This window comes from Streptomyces sp. NPDC017940 (genome assembly GCF_044328435.1).
Lineage (GTDB): Bacteria > Actinomycetota > Actinomycetes > Streptomycetales > Streptomycetaceae > Streptomyces.
Genome location: NZ_JBIRHJ010000001.1, coordinates 173056 through 193619, shown reverse-complemented (window position 1 = coordinate 193619; position 20564 = coordinate 173056). Strand labels below are relative to the sequence as shown.

20 protein-coding genes are annotated in these 20564 nt (G+C 68.4%); 9 read left to right on the top strand and 11 right to left on the bottom strand.

Annotation, left to right across the window (positions count from 1 at the left end; translation table 11 throughout):
- Positions 1–9: 9 nt before the first annotated feature.
- From ACH4DX_RS00805 to ACH4DX_RS00795, 3 genes are all read right to left on the bottom strand, one after another.
- Positions 10–279, bottom strand: a complete 270-nt coding sequence (locus ACH4DX_RS00805; RefSeq protein ID WP_051852673.1) for a DUF6412 domain-containing protein — start codon at positions 277–279, stop codon at positions 10–12.
- A 121-nt stretch (positions 280–400) separates the two neighbouring features.
- The gene (locus ACH4DX_RS00800) at positions 401–1939 is read right to left on the bottom strand and encodes a sodium:solute symporter (protein ID WP_398153503.1); all 1539 of its coding nucleotides are present in this window, start codon (positions 1937–1939) and stop codon (positions 401–403) included.
- Positions 1936–2136 (bottom strand): DUF3311 domain-containing protein, encoded by a 201-nt coding sequence (locus ACH4DX_RS00795; protein ID WP_398116545.1) that lies wholly within the window; start codon positions 2134–2136, stop codon positions 1936–1938. The genes ACH4DX_RS00800 and ACH4DX_RS00795 overlap by 4 nt, the downstream gene beginning before the upstream one ends.
- A 1298-nt stretch (positions 2137–3434) precedes the next feature.
- Between ACH4DX_RS00795 and ACH4DX_RS00790 the strand changes: the two genes are divergently transcribed.
- Genes ACH4DX_RS00790 through ACH4DX_RS00780 form a run of 3 tightly spaced genes read left to right on the top strand, consistent with a single transcriptional unit; the run spans position 3435 to position 6005 of the window.
- Positions 3435–4520 (top strand): SEC-C domain-containing protein, encoded by a 1086-nt coding sequence (locus ACH4DX_RS00790; RefSeq protein ID WP_398153502.1) that lies wholly within the window; start codon positions 3435–3437, stop codon positions 4518–4520.
- 60 nt (positions 4521–4580) lie between these two features.
- A complete protein-coding gene (locus ACH4DX_RS00785) occupies positions 4581–5492 on the top strand; it encodes a NaeI family type II restriction endonuclease (protein ID WP_398153501.1) in 912 nt (303 codons plus the stop codon).
- Positions 5493–5519: 27 nt separating this feature from the next.
- Complete coding sequence (locus ACH4DX_RS00780; RefSeq protein ID WP_398153500.1) at positions 5520–6005, top strand: very short patch repair endonuclease; 486 nt, start codon at positions 5520–5522, stop codon at positions 6003–6005.
- On the opposite strand, the gene ACH4DX_RS00775 is transcribed toward ACH4DX_RS00780, so the two are convergent.
- Positions 5916–7157, bottom strand: coding sequence for a DNA cytosine methyltransferase (locus ACH4DX_RS00775; RefSeq protein WP_398153499.1), 1242 nt, complete (start codon positions 7155–7157; stop codon positions 5916–5918). The two genes, ACH4DX_RS00780 and ACH4DX_RS00775, sit on opposite strands and share 90 nt — an antisense overlap.
- A 98-nt stretch (positions 7158–7255) precedes the next feature.
- Entirely contained in the window at positions 7256–7810 is a 555-nt protein-coding gene (locus ACH4DX_RS00770; protein WP_398153498.1) for an HNH endonuclease, read from the bottom strand.
- Positions 7811–8090: 280 nt separating this feature from the next.
- On the opposite strand from ACH4DX_RS00770, the gene ACH4DX_RS00765 reads away from it, so the two are divergent.
- Positions 8091–9134, top strand: a complete 1044-nt coding sequence (locus ACH4DX_RS00765) for a DNA cytosine methyltransferase (protein WP_398153497.1) — start codon at positions 8091–8093, stop codon at positions 9132–9134.
- Between the two features lie 9 nt (positions 9135–9143).
- Here ACH4DX_RS00765 and ACH4DX_RS00760 read toward each other — a convergent pair whose 3' ends face one another.
- The 3 genes from ACH4DX_RS00760 to ACH4DX_RS00750 all read right to left on the bottom strand — a co-directional run bounded on the left by ACH4DX_RS00760 (position 9144) and on the right by ACH4DX_RS00750 (position 13170).
- Positions 9144–10970 carry a DEAD/DEAH box helicase gene (locus ACH4DX_RS00760; protein ID WP_398153496.1) on the bottom strand — a complete coding sequence of 609 codons (1827 nt, stop codon included), beginning with the start codon at positions 10968–10970 and terminating at the stop codon, positions 9144–9146.
- Positions 10967–12385 carry a transcriptional regulator gene (locus tag ACH4DX_RS00755; RefSeq protein WP_398153495.1) on the bottom strand — a complete coding sequence of 473 codons (1419 nt, stop codon included), beginning with the start codon at positions 12383–12385 and terminating at the stop codon, positions 10967–10969. The genes ACH4DX_RS00760 and ACH4DX_RS00755 overlap by 4 nt, the downstream gene beginning before the upstream one ends.
- Before the next feature lie 101 nt (positions 12386–12486).
- The gene (locus ACH4DX_RS00750; RefSeq protein ID WP_398153494.1) at positions 12487–13170 is read right to left on the bottom strand and encodes a hypothetical protein; all 684 of its coding nucleotides are present in this window, start codon (positions 13168–13170) and stop codon (positions 12487–12489) included.
- A 233-nt stretch (positions 13171–13403) separates the two neighbouring features.
- Between ACH4DX_RS00750 and ACH4DX_RS00745 the strand changes: the two genes are divergently transcribed.
- Positions 13404–14171, top strand: a complete 768-nt coding sequence (locus ACH4DX_RS00745) for a hypothetical protein (RefSeq protein ID WP_398153493.1) — start codon at positions 13404–13406, stop codon at positions 14169–14171.
- Here the strand turns inward: ACH4DX_RS00745 and ACH4DX_RS00740 are convergent.
- Positions 14110–14838, bottom strand: a complete 729-nt coding sequence (locus tag ACH4DX_RS00740) for an ATP-binding protein (RefSeq protein ID WP_398153492.1) — start codon at positions 14836–14838, stop codon at positions 14110–14112. The two genes, ACH4DX_RS00745 and ACH4DX_RS00740, sit on opposite strands and share 62 nt — an antisense overlap.
- A gap of 218 nt (positions 14839–15056) precedes the next feature.
- On the opposite strand from ACH4DX_RS00740, the gene ACH4DX_RS00735 reads away from it, so the two are divergent.
- The 3 genes from ACH4DX_RS00735 to ACH4DX_RS00725 are packed head-to-tail and all read left to right on the top strand — an operon-like array spanning position 15057 to position 16474.
- Entirely contained in the window at positions 15057–15902 is an 846-nt protein-coding gene (locus ACH4DX_RS00735) for a helix-turn-helix domain-containing protein (protein ID WP_398153491.1), read from the top strand.
- A complete protein-coding gene (locus ACH4DX_RS00730) occupies positions 15902–16120 on the top strand; it encodes a DUF397 domain-containing protein (RefSeq protein WP_398153490.1) in 219 nt (72 codons plus the stop codon). The genes ACH4DX_RS00735 and ACH4DX_RS00730 overlap by 1 nt, the downstream gene beginning before the upstream one ends.
- Positions 16121–16171: 51 nt before the next feature.
- Positions 16172–16474 (top strand): hypothetical protein, encoded by a 303-nt coding sequence (locus ACH4DX_RS00725; protein ID WP_398154144.1) that lies wholly within the window; start codon positions 16172–16174, stop codon positions 16472–16474.
- Positions 16475–16645: 171 nt separating this feature from the next.
- Here the strand turns inward: ACH4DX_RS00725 and ACH4DX_RS00720 are convergent, their stop codons facing one another.
- Positions 16646–18013, bottom strand: a complete 1368-nt coding sequence (locus ACH4DX_RS00720) for an MFS transporter (RefSeq protein WP_398153489.1) — start codon at positions 18011–18013, stop codon at positions 16646–16648.
- A 71-nt stretch (positions 18014–18084) separates the two neighbouring features.
- Here ACH4DX_RS00720 and ACH4DX_RS00715 point away from each other — a divergent pair, with 71 nt between their 5' ends.
- Positions 18085–19092 (top strand): GlxA family transcriptional regulator, encoded by a 1008-nt coding sequence (locus ACH4DX_RS00715; protein WP_398153488.1) that lies wholly within the window; start codon positions 18085–18087, stop codon positions 19090–19092.
- A gap of 35 nt (positions 19093–19127) precedes the next feature.
- On the opposite strand, the gene ACH4DX_RS00710 is transcribed toward ACH4DX_RS00715, so the two are convergent.
- Positions 19128–20465 (bottom strand): DUF445 domain-containing protein, encoded by a 1338-nt coding sequence (locus ACH4DX_RS00710; RefSeq protein ID WP_398116518.1) that lies wholly within the window; start codon positions 20463–20465, stop codon positions 19128–19130.
- Positions 20466–20564 lie beyond the last annotated feature (99 nt).

Below are 20564 nucleotides of genomic sequence, written 5' to 3'. Positions count from 1 at the left end.
CCGGGAGTCCTACGCGGCCGTCAGGAGGGGACGGCCGGGTGCTCGGGGACGGGTCCGCCCGCGGGCGTCGGGATCACGCTGCGGCAGGAACGCGGTGCGTTGCTCGCGGTCGCGGATGGCCGTGCGCACCCTGGTGCGGGGCACGGCGGGCGCGCACCGCGCGGCGAGCAGCGAGCACAGGGCGAGGGCGGAGCCCGCGGCGGCGGTCGCGGCGAGGGCGACGGCGGCGGAGAGGCTGCCCGCGTCGGCGAGGACGGTCTCCACCAGGAGGAACAGCATCAGGAGTGCGGGGCGCAGGGCGGCGGCCCACTCGCGCAGCACGCTCTCGACCGTATTCCTGCCCACGTAGTCACCCCCCGCCGTTCTGCTCTGCGTACGCGTACAGATGTACTACCGCCGTTTATACAGGATCCGCCGTGTGCGCCGCAGCGCCGCGGACCGGGGCGCCGGCGCCGGTGGTGTCGCCCGGGTCCCTGGCGAGCACCTCGGCGTCCGCCCGCGCGTCCCGGTCGGCCGGGCCGGCGTACGAGACGGCGAGCGCCACCGCCAGATTGGCGGCCAGCGCGAGGATCCCGGCGTTCACGCCGAGCACCGGATCGTGCTCGGTGAACACGAGCCCGCACACGATCGTCACCCCCACCGCGAGTCCGCTCACCGCGCCCGCCAGGCTCAGCCGCCGCCACACCAGACCGATCAGGAGCATCGGCACGAGCTGCGCCATTCCCTCGTACGAGATGAGTGAGAGCCGCACCAAGGTGTGGGGGACGGTGTACGTCATGACGAGCGCGATGCCGCCCGCGAGCACCACCACCAGCTGCGACGCGAGCTTCTGGCGCCCGGGGGCGCGCCACCCCGGCAGCAGGGACAGCACGCTGCGACCCCACATCGTCCCGATGACCAGCATGAACACCGCCATCGGAACGATCGAGGAGAGCGCGGCCGCGACCCCGACGAACCCCACGACCCAGGCCGGGAGGGAATCCACGACCAGCTTGAACAGCGCCAGGTTCGACCCGGCGCCGGTCAGTCCCGGCACCACGAACAGGGCCGCGATGCCGAGGAGCATCGGTACGAAGAGCAGCACGTTGTAGGCGGGCAGCAGGACCGCGTTGCGGCGCAGGGCGTCGGCGTCGCGGGCGCCCAGATAGCCCGCGACGGTGGTCGGGAAGATGACGACGGTCAGGGCGTTCAGGACCGTCGTCGTGGCGAACCAGGCCTGCCCGTAGGGGCTGTCGCCGCTCCCCGGCAGCGTCAGCCACTCCCCCTTCTCCCGTACGACCCGGTCGAGGAAGTCCCCGTACCCGTCGAAGTAGTGCAGGGGTACGTAGCACATGAGGAACGCGAGCGTGGCGACGACCAGGACGTCCTTGAGGACCGACACCCAGGCGCTGCCGCGCAGCCCGCTCACGACCACGAACCCCGTGGTGACGGCGAAGCCGATGAAGTAGGCCCAGTCGAGGCTGATGGCACCGTACGAGATCGTCGAGACGACCACGCCCATGCCCGTGATCTGCAACTGGATGTAGGGCAGCAGGAAGACGGTCACCAGGAGCGCGAGGGCGGCACCCAGCCAGGGCCGTCCGTAGCGGTGGGCCACCATGTCCGTGATGGACACGAGGCCGTGCTGCCGGGCGTACGACCAGAGCATCGGGCCGACGACGTACCCGACGGCGTAGCCGCACGACATGTAGGCGACGACGTACAGGACGGGCGCGCCGTAGTTGTACCCCCAGCCCGCGGCGCCCAGATAGCTGAAGCTGGTGTACCCCTCGCCCGCCATGAGGACCCAGATGAACACGGTCCCGAGCGAGCGCCCGCCCACGGACCACTCGGCGAGCCCGCCGCCCCGGTCGCCGCGCCCGCGCACCGCGAGCAGCCCGAGGCCGACGGTCGCGACCATGAAGAGCCCGAAGATGCTGGTGGCGACGGCGGCGTTCACGAGGCCCGCTTCCTCTTGTCCCCGCGGTACGCGAGCCCTACGGCGACCGGTGTGAGCAGCGTGGCAAGGAGCAGCCAGGCGGACAGGAACGGCAGCCCGAGGACCAGCGGCCGTACGCGGTTCACGAACGGCAGCGCGCCCACGTACAGCAGGAAGGGCACGAGGAGCCAGAGCAGATGGGGGCGGCGCTTGATCACGGGTCAGCAGCCTAACCGGCTCCCGGGCGCTCAGCGGGGTCGCACGGACGTCAGCTGCCGGTCGAACCCGCGGCCCGCCTACCGGAACGGCTCGCCGTACGTCTTCCGGTGCCCGGCGTACCCCTTGCCGACGCCTTCGGCTACGGAGACGCGGAGGCCGAGGCGGGGGATGCGGAGTACTGCGTAGGCGTGGTTGTCAGAGGCGCGCGTGGGGGCGCGTTGGGGGGTGCGTGCGCCGGGGGCTTGGGGGTGTGTCGCGGGTCTTCGGGGCTGGCGGGGCTGGCAGGGCTGGCGGGCCTGTTGGGGCCGCCGGGGTCGCCTGGGGCGCGGGAGGGGTCGCCGGAGCTGCCGGTGGCTTCGCCACCGGGGCCCGGGCCCCCGCCTTCCGCCCACTGCTCCTCCAGGGACTCGACCGTGTTCTCGGCGGCGGCGCGGGCCTGGCGGTTGGTCCACCAGAGTTGGTGGACGACGAGGAGGAGCAGGACGAGGCCGAGGGTGAGGAGGGCTTCGCCGGAGTACCAGAGGGCGCGGGGGAGCGGCCCGTGCGGGGGGTGCGGGCCGGGGCGGGGCGCCCGGTGGCCGGGGCGGGGCGCCCGGTGGCCGGGGTGGCATCCCCGGTGGCCGGGTCGGCGCCAGCGGCGGCCGGGACCGCGCTGCACGACGACGCGCGCCCCCGTCGCACGACCGCCGTCGCGTACCACCCCGTGTCCGCCGTGTCCCGGTGCCGGACGCACAGCCGTACCCCGGCGCCCGGTGCCCGGCGCGTACCGCGGGGCAGCGGGGGCGTGGGGTCGGGGAAGCCCCGGCGAGCCGCAAGATAGGGGGAGCGGGCGCAAGTCACCAGACCCACGGGCCACGGACCGAAACGGCCCGGGGCCGCGCCCCCGCTCCGGGCCCGGGGCATCGCGCAGACCGCCGTACCGGCTGACGCGCAGACCGGTGCATTGGGCGCCGTACCGACCGACACACCGGCTGACGCACAGACCGGCGCACGGGCTGACTCACCACCGGCGTACCAACCCCGCACAGACCGGCGCACCGGCCGCCGTACCGAGCGACACACCGGCTGACGCACAGCTGCCGTACCGCCCGACCTACCGACCGACACACGGGCCGACCCACCAACCGACCCATCAACCGACCCACAACCGACGCACCGACCGACGCACAGACCGGCGCATCGTCGGACGGACCGACGGACGGACCGATGGACGGACGGACGGACCGACAAACGCACCGACGGACGCACCACCCCACCCCATACACCCCGCCCGGGGAACGGCAGTACGGTGTCACTCATGCGCCCCGACACGCCTGCCGACCACGTCGACCACGTCGACCACATCGCCGAAGCGGAGCGCCTGGAGCGCACCGCGGGCCTCTACCCGGAGGACGCGGAGCAACTGCTGCTACAGGCCGCGGCCCACCTGGAGCTGGCCGAAGCGCGCGCCCGCGCGACGACGCTCTACGACAACCTCCTCTCCCCCTCGGCCCCGCACCCGCCGGAGAACCCGACGCTGATCAGGGCGCTCAAGGCGGCGAACCTGTGGGAGTACGGCCATGAGGCCGAGGCGAGGGCGATCATCGAGGGCGTGCGCGGCACGGCACCCGGGGACGCGGCGCCCTGGGTGATCGTGGCGGAGGCCCTGGAGGCCCACGACGAGCTGGACCAGGCGCACGAGGCGTTCACGGAGGGTTTGGGGAGGCTGCTCCCGACTTCGGGCTCGGCGACCCCCGGGGACGCTGCGGAGGCGGAACTCCCGTACCCCACGCACCCTCTCCTGTTCGGCCGGCACCGGGTACGCCGCCTCCTGGGCGAGGCACACGACGCGTGGGACGGCCTGGCGGACCGGGTGCACCGGGCACGCGCCGCGGCGGCGGGCCGCACGCCGGTCCCGCTGGACGAACTGCACGACCCCAAGCGGATCTGGGCGCTCGGCTCGGAGAACCCCGAGGACCTGCGCGCCGAGATCACCCGCCTCCAGGCGGAACTGGGCTCCTACCGGGACGCACTGTCCCGCCCGTTCCCGGTGGCGGTCCTGCACTGGCCCTCGGCCGAACTGACGGAACTCCTGACGGCGTACCCGTCCCTCACCGCCGAATACCCCTCCCACGAGGCCCACTTGGCGACCATAGAGTCCTCCCTGCGAGAACTCTCCACCTCGGGCACCCCGAACCTGGGCATCGTCACAGGCACAGTCCCCTCCTATGAGGCCTTCGCCGCCTCGGAGGGCACGTCGCCGGGCGACCCCTCGCTGCTACCGCAGTACGCGACGACGCTGGCCGCACGGGGGCGGGCGGCGGGGTGGCCGCCGGAGCGGGGCGGGGGTTGTTGGTGCGGGTCTGGGCGGGGCTATGGCGAGTGCCACGGGGCAAGCGCATAGTCGCTTCGCCTATCGCGCCCTGCTACTGACGGCCCTCTGACTCGAAAGTGAAATCCCAGGATGGCACGGCTAATACTCCAAGGCCCTGGTGAGCCATGTAGCAACACGGAGTCTGGAGAGCACGAACTACTTGCGTCCGCCGATGACGTCGAACTTCAGTCCGTCGCTTCCTGGCTGAGCAGCCATTCAGTACCGGTAGCAGATGCCTACACGGAAGCGATTCGGAACTCGATCGACTACGTTCTCGACGGCGGGAGGACGGGCAGGTTTGACCTGATGTCGCCCGAGGTACACCCAGGCGAACGCGCCTCCGTCGGGGCCAAGCTTGAGTACGAGATCCTCCGCATACTCGGACTGCCGAAGACCAGGCCACTAGACACCCTCATAGCCGACGTGCCCGTAGACATCAAGGTCACTGTGGGCGACAACTGGGCTATCCCCACTGAGGCACACTGCCAGCTTTGCATCTGCACTCAGATCCAGCTGAAGAATAACCGGCACAGGTCATGGCTCGTCCGGGCTCACAGATCTTGGCTCTACCGCGGCAAGGGAAACAAGGACCAGAAACGTGGTCTGGCGATTCAGGCACGCGAACAGTGGAGCCTTCCGCTTTACGACTGGACGGAACTTCCAGTTAATCCCCTGCGCTACCTGACGGAGGAGCAAGTAGCGCAGGTGTTGGCCAAGAAACCTGGCCAGGTTCGGCGCATGCTCAAGATGTTCCATTTCCTTGAAGGGCACATCATCCCGAGGAATGTCTTCTTGACGGTGGGATCGGGCAAACAAGACCCTATGCGTCGCGCTCGGCAGCTGCGAGATCTCGCGGCGAAAGAGGGACTCACCGTTCTCTGTGGCACGTGGGTGGATTCACGTGACCAGGCTGCCGCTCGCGGCATCACCCTCCAGCCGGGCGAGTGGATCGCATTGCGTGACGGTGCCGGGCCAGAGGGCGAAGAAGCGCTCCCAGCCTGACCAGCTGAGACGGACACTAGGAGCAAGATGCCGGTGCGCGCATCTGACGACTGGACCCCACCGGCGGGTTCGTGGGCGTCTTCCGCGGCTCGACGCAGGAACATGCAGGCCATCCGCAGCAGGGACACCAAGCCGGAGCGGTTGATCCGCCGGCTCCTGCACGCCCAAGGACTCCGATACCGGGTGGCAGCGAAGCCCTTGCCTGACCTGCGCCGGACTGCGGACATCGTCTTCCGCCCGACGAAGGTAGCCGTCTTCATTGACGGCTGCTATTGGCATGGCTGTCCCGAGCACTATGTGCCGCCTAAGACAAACGAAGGTTATTGGTCAGGCAAGGTAGCAGGCAATATGACTCGCGACCGGGATACAGACCGACGCCTCAAGGAAGCCGGGTGGACAGTTCTGCGCTTCTGGGAGCACGAATCACCCGATGAGTGCGCGAGCACTGTCCTCCGCGTCGTCCTCGAGCGACGGAATGCCGTCTTGGAGGGGAAGTTCGGGCGCTACGAGTGACGGGTCGTCCTCGGGTTCAAATTCCGGGCTCGGGTCGTCGCGCAGCGGCCCGGTGCGGGTCAGGGCTTCCCGGATCTTCTCGCCGACGGCTGCTGCGACCGGGGGCGGGAAGGCGTTACCGACCTGCCGGTAGCGCGCCGTCTTTCCTCCGGTGAACACCCACGGCCCCTCGGCGTCCTTATCATCCGGGAAACCCTGGATGATAGCCGCCTGCTGCACCGTGAGTTTCGGGCCTCTCTCCAGATTGCCCAGGTCGCGGTCAGGGTCAGTCATGCTGTCTTCGTCATTGGCGACACCCATGCCATCCACACCGAGAATTCCCCAGGCCCGCTTCGCCCGGGTCGGGCCGAGGTCTGCTCCACCGTGCTTCTTGGAACCACCGACTAGCGTCGGCGCGACCGTTCCAAGGCTCGCGGCATCGTGCCACTTCTTGAAGCGGTCAGTGTCTGCCCCGAGCCGTCGTTCCATGCTGGGGCCCAGCGCATCGACGACACGGTGCACTTTTTTTCCAGGAACTGGCCAGTCGAAGCCGCGGTAATGGTCCTCGTGGATGGCGACCAAAATGGCGCGGGGTCGGAGCTGTGGTACCCCGAAGTCCTGAGCCTCCAGAACGCGCCAGCCACAGATGACATAGTGGGCTTTGCGGAGCCGGTTCTTGATGTGGTTCCGGTAATAACGGAACTTCCGCTCTGGCTCCACGAGCCCTCGGACGTTCTCGATCATGACGGCGCGAGGCTTGAGCTCCTCAACGAGATCAAGCATGCGAGGAAAGAGATCCCGCTCGTCGTCCCTGCCCAGTTGATGCCCTGCCGCCGAGAAGGGTGGGCAGGGCACACCACCAGCAAGAAGGTCGAGCTGCCCGGGCTGAAGCATCCGCTTGTCAGAGTCCCGCTCCCCCCGGCGCCCCTCAGGGTTAGGAACCTCTTCCAGCGGCTTGAAATTGTTGACATCCGTCTCACGAACCAGGCAGTGATCCTTTTCCCAGGCCCAAGACGGACGCGACTTGATGTTTTCTCTCAGCGTCTCGGCGGCGTACTTGTCGATCTCTACCAGTGCGAGGTGCCGGAAGCCAGCCTGGTGGAGCCCAACGGCTTGGCCGCCGGCACCCGCGCAGATCTCGATTGAGGTCAGCTTGCGGTGGGCGGTCCCCATCGGCTCCTCCTGGTGCGGCGAATTGCAGACACGCAAGTGTCGCATCCCTCCGGGATCAGGAGCCACGGGACGGGCCCACTTTCACATAGACGGAGGTGTCAGCTCCCCAAGAGCCTGTCCAGGTCCGCTTGGAGTTCCTCCCGTGTCACCGCCGGAAGCTGCCGGTACATCGCCCAGACCTTCTCCGTCTGCGACATGGTTCGTCTGTCTGCCCTCATCCAGTCGAGCAGGTCCCGCTTACCCAGCCTGGGAAGCTCCACGACCCGGTCCCAGACCTGGCCTTTGGTCATCTGCACCCCTGTGAGGTGCTGCACGGTCTCGTTGCAGCGGGCGCACTCCGTGATCAGGTCCTCCGCATTGGCCGCGCTGCCGGACCTGTGCGGATTGACGTGGCCAACCGTAAGGCGAACCCGTGCGTCCGGGTCATCGGCGTATGCCTCACCAGCCGCATGCCCGCACCGCCGGCAAGCATGGCCATCCCGCTCAAGCACGAGCCGCCTGGTCTTGGAGCTGATCTGCCGCAGACCCGCCGCCCTGTGTTCCGGCTCCCAGACGGGGCGCCCGATCTTCTCCAGGTACAGCTGGTCGGGTTGCAGGCTTGGCCGGTCCCTGTAGGTCCTGATCACCCACCCCGCGGGCCGCAGATCACGCATGCGCCGGTCTACCTGCTCCGCTCCCCGGATCGCCTCACGGAGCCTGGCCTTGGAGAAATTCCCGCCCTCTCCGACCTCGTCCCGAAGCCAGAGTGCGACTCGGACCCTCGTACCGAGTCCTTCATTCCGCCAGTTCAACCCGGATTCGGTCATTCACGCGCCAATCGGTCAAATGTTTGATGGATGCCCCTATCGAATGGAGACCGTAACTTGCCGCTGCTTGCCGCGGCAAGCAGCGGCAAGCTGACCTCGACCCACCCCAGGGCCGAAAGGATTAGCGATGTCACATCAACCCGTAGCGACGGGCCTGCGCACCTGTGTCGAACTGTGCTCCGGCGCCGGAGGCCAGGCCCTCGGGCTGGAGCAAGCTGGCTTCAGCCATCAGGCACTCATCGACCTGGACCACGACGCGTGCCAGACGCTTCGGCAGAACCGTCCGGACTGGCACGTCGTGCGGGCAGACCTCAGATCAGCGGAATGCCTTCATGCTGTGGCGGCGGCCCGCCCCTGCCTCCTTGCTGCCGGCGTTCCGTGCCCCCCGTTCTCGATCGCCGGCCGACAGCTGGGGCTGCGGGACGAGCGCGATCTGATCCCGGCAGCGCTCGCCCTCGTCTCTGCCGTCAAACCGAGGGCGATCCTTCTTGAGAATGTGAAGGGGTTACTTCAGGAGAAGTTCTCGGCTTACCGGACAGACATCGTCCGCACCCTCGCAACCCATGGATACGCTGCCGAATGGCGCCTGCTCTACGCCCGCGACTTCGGCGTTCCGCAGCTACGGCCACGCGCGGTCCTGGTGGGTATGGAAACGCGGGCGTTCGCCAACTTCCGCTGGCCTGAGGCACACCTTCCGACCACGGAGGCGCCGCACGTAGGCGCTGTACTCCTCGAATCGATGGCATCCCGGGGCTGGAGGCTTGCTGACACATGGGCCGCCCAGGCCCAGCGGATCGCGCCAACGCTGTGCGGTGGCTCACGGAAACACGGAGGTCCCGACCTGGGGCCATCCCGAGCGAGAAGGGCTTGGGCCGAGATCGGCGTGAACGGCTCTAGCATCGCGAACGAGCCACCAGCGCCTAACGATCAGCTGCCGGTGCGGCTCACCGTGGCACAGCTCGCGCTGTTGCAGGGCTTCCCTGCGGACTGGACGTTCGCCGGAGGCAAGACGTCCGTCTACCGGCAGGTGGGAAATGCCTTTCCTCCACCCGTGGCACGAGCTGTGGGCCGCGCCATCGCGGCGGCGCTGGACCAGACAGACTCCGCGGCCGCGGGGAAGGGCACCTTCCACAGCCATGCGGAGCAGCCCTCGTCAGCGAACCACCACTAACCCTGCCCTTCACTTGACCGCATGAGAGTCAATGTGCCGGAGGAGAGCGCGAACATCGGCTATGTCCATGCCTGCGGCGAGAGAGGGTTCCTCCTGCAAGTCCGCCAGCTGCTGCACGGCTGGATCGTCCAGGATCTGCCCCATAAAGGCGAGCTTCTCTCCCAGCCGCAGAGCCACCACCTCATCGATCGTGCCTTCCGCCGCAAGAGCCGTGACCCGTGTCTCCGTTCCAGGTGCCAGACCGAGACGGTGGATACGGTCGAGACTCTGAAGGAAGCGGCCAGCCATGAAGTCACGGTCTACGTACACCGCGTCGTGGCAGACTTGGTGAAGGCTGATGCCCTCGCCCAGGGTCGCGGGATTCGAGAGGAGCACGTGGCAGTCGGGGTCTTCCCTGAACCGCTTGAGCTGCTCCTCACGATCAAGAGTCCCTCCGTGCACCATGGCTGGCTGATAGGCGGAGAAGAGCCGCTCCATCGTGGTGAGGCTGCGCACGAACGTCGTCCATACCAGCGTCTTCCGGCCCATGGTGGCGTTCTTCGCGACGATGCTGAGCGCCTCCTTGTACTTCGGAGAGAACTCGTAGTCCGGCAGTTGCCGCAGAAGTGAGTACAGGGAGTCTGCCTGCGGCACTTCCAGCGGTGGCAGGCGATAGTCGAGCGGGGCGTACCGGCTCTCCCCTTCCAGGAGCAGTGCAGGGCTCGTCGCCGCCATCAGGAGACGGAGCATCGCCTTGCCTAGAGCGTCGAAGTCCTCCCTGCCAGCCTCAGCCCGGGCGGTGTAACGGCCGACGAGTGCGTCATAGATCTCACGGTGCAGCGGCGGGAGCGGAACGTAACGGATGCGTGTTTCGAATGGCGGGAGCCCCAGCTCCTTCTTGGTGGTCCGGGCGAAGAGCGGCCGCAGCACCGCGCTAGCGTGGGCGAGGTCACCCCCGGCTACAGCGCCGGTCACCACCCGCCTGCCGTGTCCGGGCCACACGAAGGACAGCAGGTTCTCCAGATCGCGGGCCCCATTGGGGGCGGGGGTCCCGGTGAGGATGAGACGTCGGCGTGCCAGCGGTCCGAGAGCCATACAGGCGCTGCCGTAAATGCCTCGTGCCCCGAGCTTCATACGGTGCGCCTCGTCAAGAATGATCATTGATGGGGAGCCGCGAAGCCATGACGCGAGCCCGGCAAGGGACCGGTCAAGGCGCTCATAGTTGACGATCAGGCCATCTGTGCGGGGGTCGGGACTTCCCTTCATGACGCGAGTGTTGAACGGTTCCTTGAAGCACACCGCGGTCTCATGATCCCAGGATTCGTAAGCGGACTTGGGGCTCACGACGAGCAGTCGGCGTACGTCACCCCGTTGCCGCATCGCGGCGAACACCGCGAGAGCGACGCGGGTCTTACCGGCTCCTGGTACGGAGAAATTCGCGCCGTGCTGGAGGGACAGGAGACGCGCGATGTCCCGTAGCTGGAAGTCAGTGAGATCCGCGCGCCAGTCCGGCCCCAGCTGGTCCGTGACCGATTCTGCCGTCATGGGAGTGGCTGCGTCGGTGCCGTCCAGCCATCGCTCGGCGCGCTCGGCGTCATCCAGCACGCCACCGACGAGCGTCGCCAGTTCCTCCTCCCACTCGACGTCCGGGGAGGGCCAGATCACCAGCGCCTCAAGCCCAGCGAGGAAGTCATCGAGATCGACCTCTACCGACAGCAGAGTCCTCTGTCCGGCGGCGGGAAAACGGGCTGCCAGCCTAGCGAAGTCTCCTTCATGTCCCGAAGCCGCACGCAGGGCGGCTCGCGTGCGCGTGACGTCGAAGGCGATGCGCAGAGACGGTTGCGCGATGGTGGTCACACTCCTTCCTTCCTGACCGACTCACGAAGCCAGGAGACGCCGTCACCAGGCGCCTTGATACTCCGCTGGGTCGCGACCGCGAGCTTCGTCAGAGTCTCACGAAGGGTCAGGACCGCCTCGTCGAAGGCCTCCTCATCGAGGCTGCCGGAAGCCCTGGCGAGCGTCAGGTCGGTGATGCACTGCTCGATGTCCTGGCAGGCATCGGTGATGCGGTCTTGCGCCGCTTGCTTGCGCTTGCGGACCCTGGCGTCCTTGCCCGCTGGTTCCAGCGCGGCTTCGAACGCTTTCTCTGCGGCACTGAACCGCGCGATTGCCACCCTGCTGCGCTCACTGAGCGGGTCACCCTTCGCGGTCATGACCGCCTTCGCCTCAAGAATCAGGTCAGTCAGCGCTTTGGCCTGGGCGACCCTAGGAGCTGCGGACTTCACGGTGCGGTTGAGACCCGGAATGATCACGCCCGTCGTCGGGGCTTCAGCCGCCGTCTTCAGTTCTTCAGGAAGCCACTTATCGAGGTACCGTTCCCGGAAATCGGGTTCGATGAGCCGTACGTCAGTCTTGGAGAATTCCAGGACGATGGCGGCGAGCCGTGTCTCCTTGAGCAGCTCGGCATCGTCACGGCTTACCGGCGCTTCCTTGGAGTAACGGCGATAGACCTCGCGCAGCTTCTCCTGCTGCTTTTCAAAGTCCAGCAGTCGAAGTCGTGCTCCCCCGTCGCCGGACCGCTGGATTAGATCACGGAGGCAGGTGAGGACCCACAGATCCTGCTCGCACGTTGAGGTACGGATGCGGAACTCCCTCGCCACGTCGGCGATGGGACGCCCCAAGGCGTGCTGCTCGTCCATGGCCAGAAGCCGGTTGATGTACGAGTATTCGCGGCGCTGGTCCGGCCGGAGCTGAAGGGACAGCTCCACCGCGTTGATGTCGTCCCACGTGCAGGACTCGGGAAGTACGCCGACTCGGATGTTCGCGACGGTCAGCTCCTTGAGGGCCGCCTGCCGCGTGTTGCCGTTGACGAGCACACCGTCTCGCGTGATGAGCCCGGGCTCCTTCTGCCGGTCGGTTCGAAGGCTCTCCACCAACTCCCTGAAAGCGGGGTCCTCCTTTTCAGGGTCCTCCGGAAGAACCTGCAATAGACGGCGCAGATAATTCTGGCTCTCCAGTTCCCAGGGAGCTTCGTCGAGCAGCTTGTCCAGCTCTGGTTCATGACTTCGCTGGGCTTGGATTCGATGGGTTCCCGGATTGTAGTAGAGATCCTGCACCGGCATATCGATGACCTCGACGTGCAGCGGCTGTGTACGCCACTCGACGGTGAGCGTTTCCCGAACTCCGCCCCCGTCCGCGATTTCCTTGAGTCGCTGCTCGATCAGCTCACGATTCTTATCCGCTTTCGGCGGCCGACCGAAGTCCTTACCCACCAGAATCTCCTCACCAGTTACAGGGGTACTACCGCTAGACGGAGCGGGCTGTCCGTGAAGTGGGTCAGCCCGACCGCGGGTTACCTAAGAGGCCGTGCCTACTATCCGGCCGGCAGCTTCAAGCCCTCGCGAACCTTCGCCCGCGACTCTTCGGGAAGCGACCGGTACTCGGCCCAGAACACCTCCGCCGCGCTGAACTCGCGCTGGTCCCGCGTCATCCATTCCGTAAGCATCCTGCGGTCCAGGGCGCTGAGGCCCTTGGCGCGCTTCATGATCGCGCCCAGGTCGGCCTCAGCTCCACGCCCGCCCACGCGGCAGCGGTTGCACTCGGAGACGAGTTCAGTGATCTTGCTGCCGTCCGGCTGCCGCACTACCCGTCGGGCGATGTCGATCTGTGCCGACTCGTGAGTGCCGGCATAGACCTCACCCGGCGCGATACCGCACGACCGGCAGAAGTGTCCGTCCCGTGCGAGCACTTCGCGCCGCCTGGTCTGCGTGATCGAGATGCCTGGACGTGTGCCCTTGCCCGGCAGCCATACCGGCTCTCCCTGCTTGACGAAACGCTGTTCGTGCTGGTCGAGAGAGGCGTCCTCGCGATTGGTGTCGATCTGCCAACCATGATCACGCAGGTCACGGACCCGGCGATCAGCCTGACTGACCCCCGGGAACGCCGCCTTCACGTCCTCCTTGGTGAAGGTGTTCGTCTCACCTACGACGGTCACCAGCCACAAGGCGGCGCGCTTCATCGTGCCCAGCTTCGGGTCCGTCCACGACGGCATGTCCACCACGTACCCCTTACGTCAGGTCCTGTGTCTCCACCGGGCCACCGAGCGATCCGGCTGCGTCCAGCCACCAGAACCCTGACCCAGGAGTGCTCCCGGAATCCAGCCCGGACACAGAATTGCGGCAGTGCAAGATGCTGCACTACCGCAATTGCCGGAAGAGCTATTCAACTTGTGGGCGGGCCGGGCACTGTGGAGGGTCTACGCGAACTCCCAGCATCTGCAGGAAGGCTGGCATGGCCGAGAGATCCGCCCGCAGTAGCTCCCACTGCGGCTCCATCAGGGAGCAGTTCTTCGCTGCCTTCAGCGAGACCATTGAGGCCGCAGGCATCCCTCACAAGGTGATCGCGCGAGAGACAGGCGTGGGGCTGTCCAGCATCTCTTGCTACAAGGCCGAGCGCGTACCGAAGAAGCCCGGACCGGTGGAGCGTATCTATAAGGTCCTGGAGAGCAGGGCGCGTGAGCAGGGCAGGCCGTTGCCGCACACTCTCGCGCACCTGCTCGCCCTGCGTGCGGCCGCGACAGTAGAGAAGACGGACCCAGGCACGGCTGCGGGCTTCCTCGATTACCTGCTGCGAGAGCCGGCTCTTGAGGCCAGACTCCGGGCCCGCAAGAACCACAGGCTGCGTACCCGCAGAAGGTCGGCACTTCTCGGAGCACGGTCCGGGGTGCCGGTCCCCCGTCAGAGCGGGGACCGGCACCTCACCGGCGAAAAGTATGCCGCCGACATCACCGACTACACCCGCCACGTCACGGCGGGCCGGTTCCGGCACGCTCAATTCATCCCTTGGACCATGGGCACCAACCTTGAGCCGTGCGAGTTTCCGAGTGCGGTCGCGGCGTTCCGCAACGCCGGGGCGGAGGATGGGGTCGAGGCCATGCTCAGCGCCGCCGCAAAACGCCATGACATCCAAGCGTCTATCAGCACTGCCATGGCCCTGCTCAACGAGGGTCAGCCACAGGACGCCCAAACTCTGTTGGGCGCCATCCACACTGCCGGGTAGCCCCGGTTTCCACCCGTGCCGGCGGCTCGTCCATCTCCTCGTCCGCCTCCGCTTCCGCCTCAAAGTGCATCCGCGCCCGGCCGAGCATCTCGTCTGGGTCCCCTCCCTGCTCCACGAGCCAGTGGAGGAGGTCGGCGATCACGTCGGTTACCGACTCCTCAAGCACCGCGAAGGGCGGTGCCGCTATCGAACGCGCGCCGACAACACGCCGGTACTCCTCAAGAACCAACACGGCGCGCCGCCCCCGCATGCACACCCGCGCCGGCTCAAGGGAGAGTTCACACCACACCGCCTTACCGGTGGCTTCAAGGACAGTGCCCCACTCCTCACACAGAGCGGCCAGCAGGTGCAGGCCGCGTCCGCACTCCTCTTCCCCGCAGATCATCCGCAGAGCCGGGACAACATGACTGTTGTCGTGCATTTCTACCCGCAGGCGGTCTTCCCGCGGCTCAAGGACGAGCGTCGCGTCAACCCCTGTTCCTACGTGCTTGATGACATTTGTCGCTAGCTCGGTGGCGACCAGTTCGGCTTCATCGGTGATGCCTTGCGCACCCCACTGCTCCAGGTTGCGCTTCACCGCTTCGCGGAGCAGCCGTAGCTCCGCCGGCGCCGCTTCGAATGGCAGGACGCAGCGCAGTCCCCGTGCGCTCTCTTCGTACATAGACATGGAGAGACTCCCTCCCAAGCCACGCGGCGCTGCGCCTGCCGTGTCCACACGACCGCACCGCGTAGCGGACTGCTGCGAGCATGGCACAGAGAAATCTCGCTGTGTAACTTCTCACGCGACTCCATCGAGTGAATCAAACCGCCGCCAACTCCCGGCACACATAACCTGTTTGGCGCCAGCGGACAGTCGGCCCCGTGCCGCCGAGGAGGTATCCGAACGTGCCAGCGAGGGCTACGACCCGACGCCGCCAATTGGGGGCGACTCTGCGCAAGCTGCGTGCCCGCAAGGGCATGACGCTGGAGGAGGCAGGGTTGTGCGTTGGCGTGTCCAAAGCGACTGTGAGCCGGTACGAAACGCGAGAAGGGCCGGTCAAATGGCTCGTCGTGGAAGCACTCTGCCGGGCATACGACGCGAGTCACGCGGAACAGAACGCGCTCGTCGGTCTCGCCAAGGACGCCAGGCAGCAGGGCTGGTGGAGGCCTTTCGCCGATGCGATTCCCGAGACCATGAACCTCCTGCTGACGCTAGAGGACGAGGCAGTACGGGAAGATCACTTCTCCAGCGTCTACGTTCCCGGCCTTTTGCAGACTCGCGGATACAGCACTGCTCTTCAGCAGGCCAACGAGATTCGCTTGGCGCCGGCGGAGATCGAACGCCTCGTGGACATCCGCATGCGGCGACAGGACGTACTGCGGCGTTCCCCACCACCGCACCTATGGGCCGTACTCGACGAGTCCGTGATCAGACGCATCGTCGGTTCGCCAGCGGTCATGAGGGAGCAGCTGAGCCGACTGCTTGAGGCCAACGAGTCTCCGCACATCACACTCCAGGTACTGCCGTTCTCCAAGGGTGCGCACGGTGCGGCACTGGGCAGCTTCCTGATCATTGGCGGCGCCGAGCCGTCGCTCGATGTCGTGTACGTCGACTACCACACGGGATCACTTTTCCTGGAGCAGGAAAGCGAACTGGAGCGATACAGACTTGCGTTCGACTACCTTCGCGCACAAGCGTTGGACATGGAGGCTTCCTCCGTGCTCATCCAGGACGTCCGCAAGGAGTTGTGATGCCCGCTGACACCCGCCCGGTCCCTGACGGCAGCTGGTTCAAGTCGTCGTACAGCGGAGCCAACGCCACGGAATGCGTCGAGGTAGCCGTTACGCGGCGCACCGTGCTCATACGGGACTCGAAGTCCCCCGCATACCGCTACCTGGCCGTTCCGCCCGAGGCATGGTCCGGGTTCCTCACAAGCCTCACGCAACCGAGCGTTACGCTCGGGCCATAGCGACCGATCCCTCCCCAGCCGGGTGAAAGCGAGGCAGGCATGGCGAACGTGGTGGCGGAGGTACCGGCGCCGGTGCTGGCGGCCGGCGGCCTCGTCGGCGGTTACGCCGTAGCCCGCTACACCAAGAACCGCCCCCTCGGGGGAGCCGTACTCGCCCTCGCCGGAGCCGCCGCCGCGAGGCAGTGGCGGCAGCAGGCCGGGACGAAGACGACGGCCGCGCTCAGCGCCGCGTACGTCGCCGGGTTCGCCGGTTCGCACCCACTGGCCAAGAAGATGGGCGCCTGGCCCGCCGTCCTTGGGGTGGCGGGAGCCGTGGCACTCACCTCGTGGGCAGCCACCGACCGCCGCAACTGACCGCGGGCCCCGGCAGCACACCCCCGCCCACTCATCGGGCACCTCCACCACACCCCCACCCACTCAGCGCCCACCCACAGCACACCCCCACCACCCACTCATCCGGCCCACGCAGCACACCCCCACCCACTCATCCGGCCCACGCAGCACACCCCCACCCCCCAACCCCCCTCACCGCCCACCCACCCCACCCCCCAAAGCCAACGACAACAACGCCGCCACCCCGCACAACGCGGCCGTCCCCACCCACACCACGTCGTACGACCCGAACGCGTCGCGCGTCACCCCGCCCAGGAAGGCCACGGCGCCCGCGCCCACCTGGTGGGCGGTGTTGGCCCAGCCGAACACGACGGCGGCGTCGGCGGCGAAGTGTGTGCGGCACAGGGCGATCGTCGGCGGTACCGTCGCCACGTCGAGCAGGCCGAAGACGACGACGAAGGCGACGAGGGGCGGCTGCACGGTGGCGGTGAGCAGCAGCGGGAGCGAGAGCAGGGCCACCCCGCGCACCGCGAAGTACGCGGCGAGCAGGCGTCGCGGGTCCCGGCGGTCGGTGAGCCAGCCGGAGGCCACCGTGCCGGCGACGTTGAAGATCCCGACGAGCGCGAGCAGCGAAGAGGCGGCCGTCGTCGCCATGCCGTGGTCGTGCGCGGCGGGCGTGAAGTGCGTCCACATCACGCCGTTCGTCGAGGCACCGCAGATGGCGAAGGTCCCGGCGAGCAGCCAGAAGGGCCCGGTGCGCGCCGAGCGCAGGAGTACGCGTACGGCTCGTCGCCCCGCTCCGGTGACCGGTGCGGGGCGGGGTACGAACTCCGCGGCACCGTACGGGCGCAGCCCCGCGTCCGCCGGGTGGTCGCGCAGCACGAGCCACACCAGGGGCCCGGTGAGCAGGGCCGCCCCCGCGAGCGTGAGGGCCGCGGCCCGCCACCCGTACCGTCCGACGATCTCCGAGAGCACCGGCAGGAACACGAACTGCCCCACCACGCTCGCCGCCGTGAGCAGGCCCGTGACCAGGCCGCGCCGCGCCACGAACCACCGCTCGGTGACGACGGCCGCGAAGGCCATCGCGGTGGCGCCGCCGCCGAGGCCCACCAGTACGCCCCAGTAGAGCGCGAACTGCCAGGCCGCGGTCATCGCGGTCGCGGTCAGCACGGCCCCCGCGCCGACCAGGCCGAGGGCGCCCGCGGTGACGTACCGCATGCCGAAGCGGTCCATCAGCGCCGCGGCGAACGGCGCGGTCGCCCCGTACACGACCATGTGCACCGCGCTCCCGACCCCGATGGTCCCGCGCGACCAGCCGAGTTCGGCGTGCAGCGGCCCGACGAGGAGGCCCGCGAGGGTGGTGAAGGTGCCTGCCGTGACGATCGCGAGGGCGGCGACGGCGGCGACCGTCCAGGGGGTGACGATCCTCCTCCCCGGGCTCGTCCGCCGGTTTGCTTCCGGGGTCGTTCCCTGTAGGGCGCGGGTGGCCGTCTCCGCACAGGTGGGGGTGCCGGTTTCGGTGGTCGCGCTCCAGCTCACGTCCGTGATCGCTTTTCGCATGCGTCGAGCGTCCGCCGATTGCGGCCTGCGCGACGAGTGGCCAGATGGCCAGGGTATGCAAGGATCTGGCCATGGCATCAGCGAAGCGGCAGGGGCCACCGGGGCCCCGCCAGTCCCCCGCCACCGTGGCCGTACTCGTACGCGACGGCGTCCTGCCGATGGAACTCGGCCTCGTGCACCAGCTGTTCGGCAACGCGCGCGACGCCTCCGGAGCCCCGCTCTACAAGCCTCTGACCTGCGCGCTCAGGCCCGGCATGGTGGACACGGACGCGGACTTCCCGATCCGGGCGGCGCACGGGCCGGAGGTCCTCGCGAAGGCGGACACGGTGATCGTGCCCGCGTCGCACCGCGAGGACGAGGCGCTGCGGCCCGGGGAACTGCCCGCTCCGCTGGCCGCGGCGGTGTCGGCTGCCGCCGGGGCCCGTCGCGTCGCCTCGATCTGCACGGGCGCGTTCGTCCTGGCGGCGGCCGGCCTCCTGGACGGGCGCCGGGCGACGACGCACTGGCTGTCCACGGACCTGTTCGCGCGCGCCTTCCCCGCCGTCACGGTGGATCCGGATGTGCTGTACGTGGACGAGGGCGCCGTCCTGACATCGGCGGGGGAAGCCGCCGGTGTCGACCTGTGCCTGCACCTGATCCGCCGGGACCACGGGGCGGCGGTCGCGGCGGCGGTCGCCCGCCGTACGGTGGTGCCGCCGCACCGGGAGGGCGGCCAGGCCCAGTACATCCAACGCCCGGTCGCCGAGCCCGCTGCGACATCGACGGGCGCGGCCCGGACGTGGGCCCTGACCCGCATCGGCGACCCCCTGACCCTCGCCGAACTAGCGGCCGAGGCGTCGATGAGCGTACGTACCTTCAGCCGCCGCTTCCGGGACGAGACGGGCCTGACACCGGTGCAGTGGCTCACCCAGCGCCGCGTGGACCGCGCCCGCCAGCTCCTGGAGGAGACCGACCACACGGTCGACCGCATCGCGTCGGAGTGCGGCTTCGGCACGGGGGCGTCGCTGCGGGCGCACTTCCAGGCGGGGGTGGGGGTGTCGCCCGGGGCTTATCGGGCTACGTTCCGGGGGCGGGGGTAGCCCCGTGGCACGCGCGGCATCCGTCGCCGCCCCCCCTACCCCCCCAACCCCCGCGAAACCGTATAAATCACCAACCCAGCCAACGCCCCCACCACCGTCCCGTTGATCCGGATGAATTGCAGGTCGCGCCCGATGTGGGCCTCGATCTTCTTCGAGGTGTGTTCGGCGTCCCAGCCGGCGACGGTGTCCGTGATGAGGGACGTGATCTCGTTGCGGTACGTCGTCACGACGTACACCGCCGCGCCTTCGACCCAGCCGTCGACCTTCTCCTGGAGGCGGGGGTCGGTGGCCATGCGTCGGCCGAGGGAGAGGAGGGCCGCGCGGACGCGCAGGCGGAGTTCGCTGCGTTCGTCCTCCGCGGCGGCCACGATCATCTGGCGGACCGCCGACCAGGCGGACGCGATCAGGTCCTGCACCTCGGGGCGGGCGATGACGTCGCGCTTGAGGTTCTCCACGCGGGCGCGGGTGTCCGTGTCGGACTGGAGGTCGGAGGCGAAGTCGGCGAGGAAGCGGTCGAGGGCGCCGCGGGCGGGGTGCTCGGGCATGTCCCGCATCTCGGTGACGAAGCGGAGGAGTTCCTTGTAGACGCGCTCGCCCACCTTCTTGTCCACGAAGCGCGGGGTCCAGCCGGGGGCGCCGCCCTGTACGGCGACCATCACCGAGTCCGCGTGGGTGATCAGCCAGTCGTGGGCGCGTACGCAGACCAGGTCCACGACCCGCTTGTGGCCGCCGTCCGCGACGACCTTCTCCAGCATCTTGCCGATGCCGGGCGCGATCTCCTGGGCGTCGGCGCGGCGCGTGACGGCCTCGCCGACGACGGCCTGCACGTCCGAGTCGCGCAGGACGGTGAGCGCGCCGCGCAGCGCCGTGGCCAGCTCCGCGGTCACGCGGTCGGCGTGCTCGGGCTCGGCCAGCCAGGTGCCGAGGCGGCCGCCGATGCCGACGGCGCGCAGGCGCTGGCGCACCACCGTCCGGGAGAGGAAGTTCTCGCCGACGAAGTCGCCGAGCGAGGCGCCGAGCTGGTCCTTCTTCCTCGGGATGATCGCCGTGTGCGGGATGGGGATGCCGAGGGGGTGCCGGAACAGCGCCGTCACCGCGAACCAGTCGGCCAGCGCGCCGACCATGCCCGCCTCGGCCGCCGCCGCGACATATCCGGCCCAGGCGCCCGCGCCGGTGTTCTGCGCCCACTTCGCGAGCACGTACACGACCGCGACGAACAGCAGCAGGCCCGTCGCCGTCAGCTTCATCCGGCGCACGCCGCGCTGCTTCTCCGCGTCGGCCTCGCTGAAGCCACCGGGCCCGGCCTGACCGCCGCCGGGGACGACAGGACCACCCCCGGCACCGACAGCTCCCGCCGTCCTCGTACGTTCCATGCCTGGCGCCCCGTCTTCGTCTGCGTGTGCGGCTTCGTGTGCGGTACGCGTACCCCGTACGCGTCGTCTCCCAGTCCTACTCCTGGAACGAACCACAAG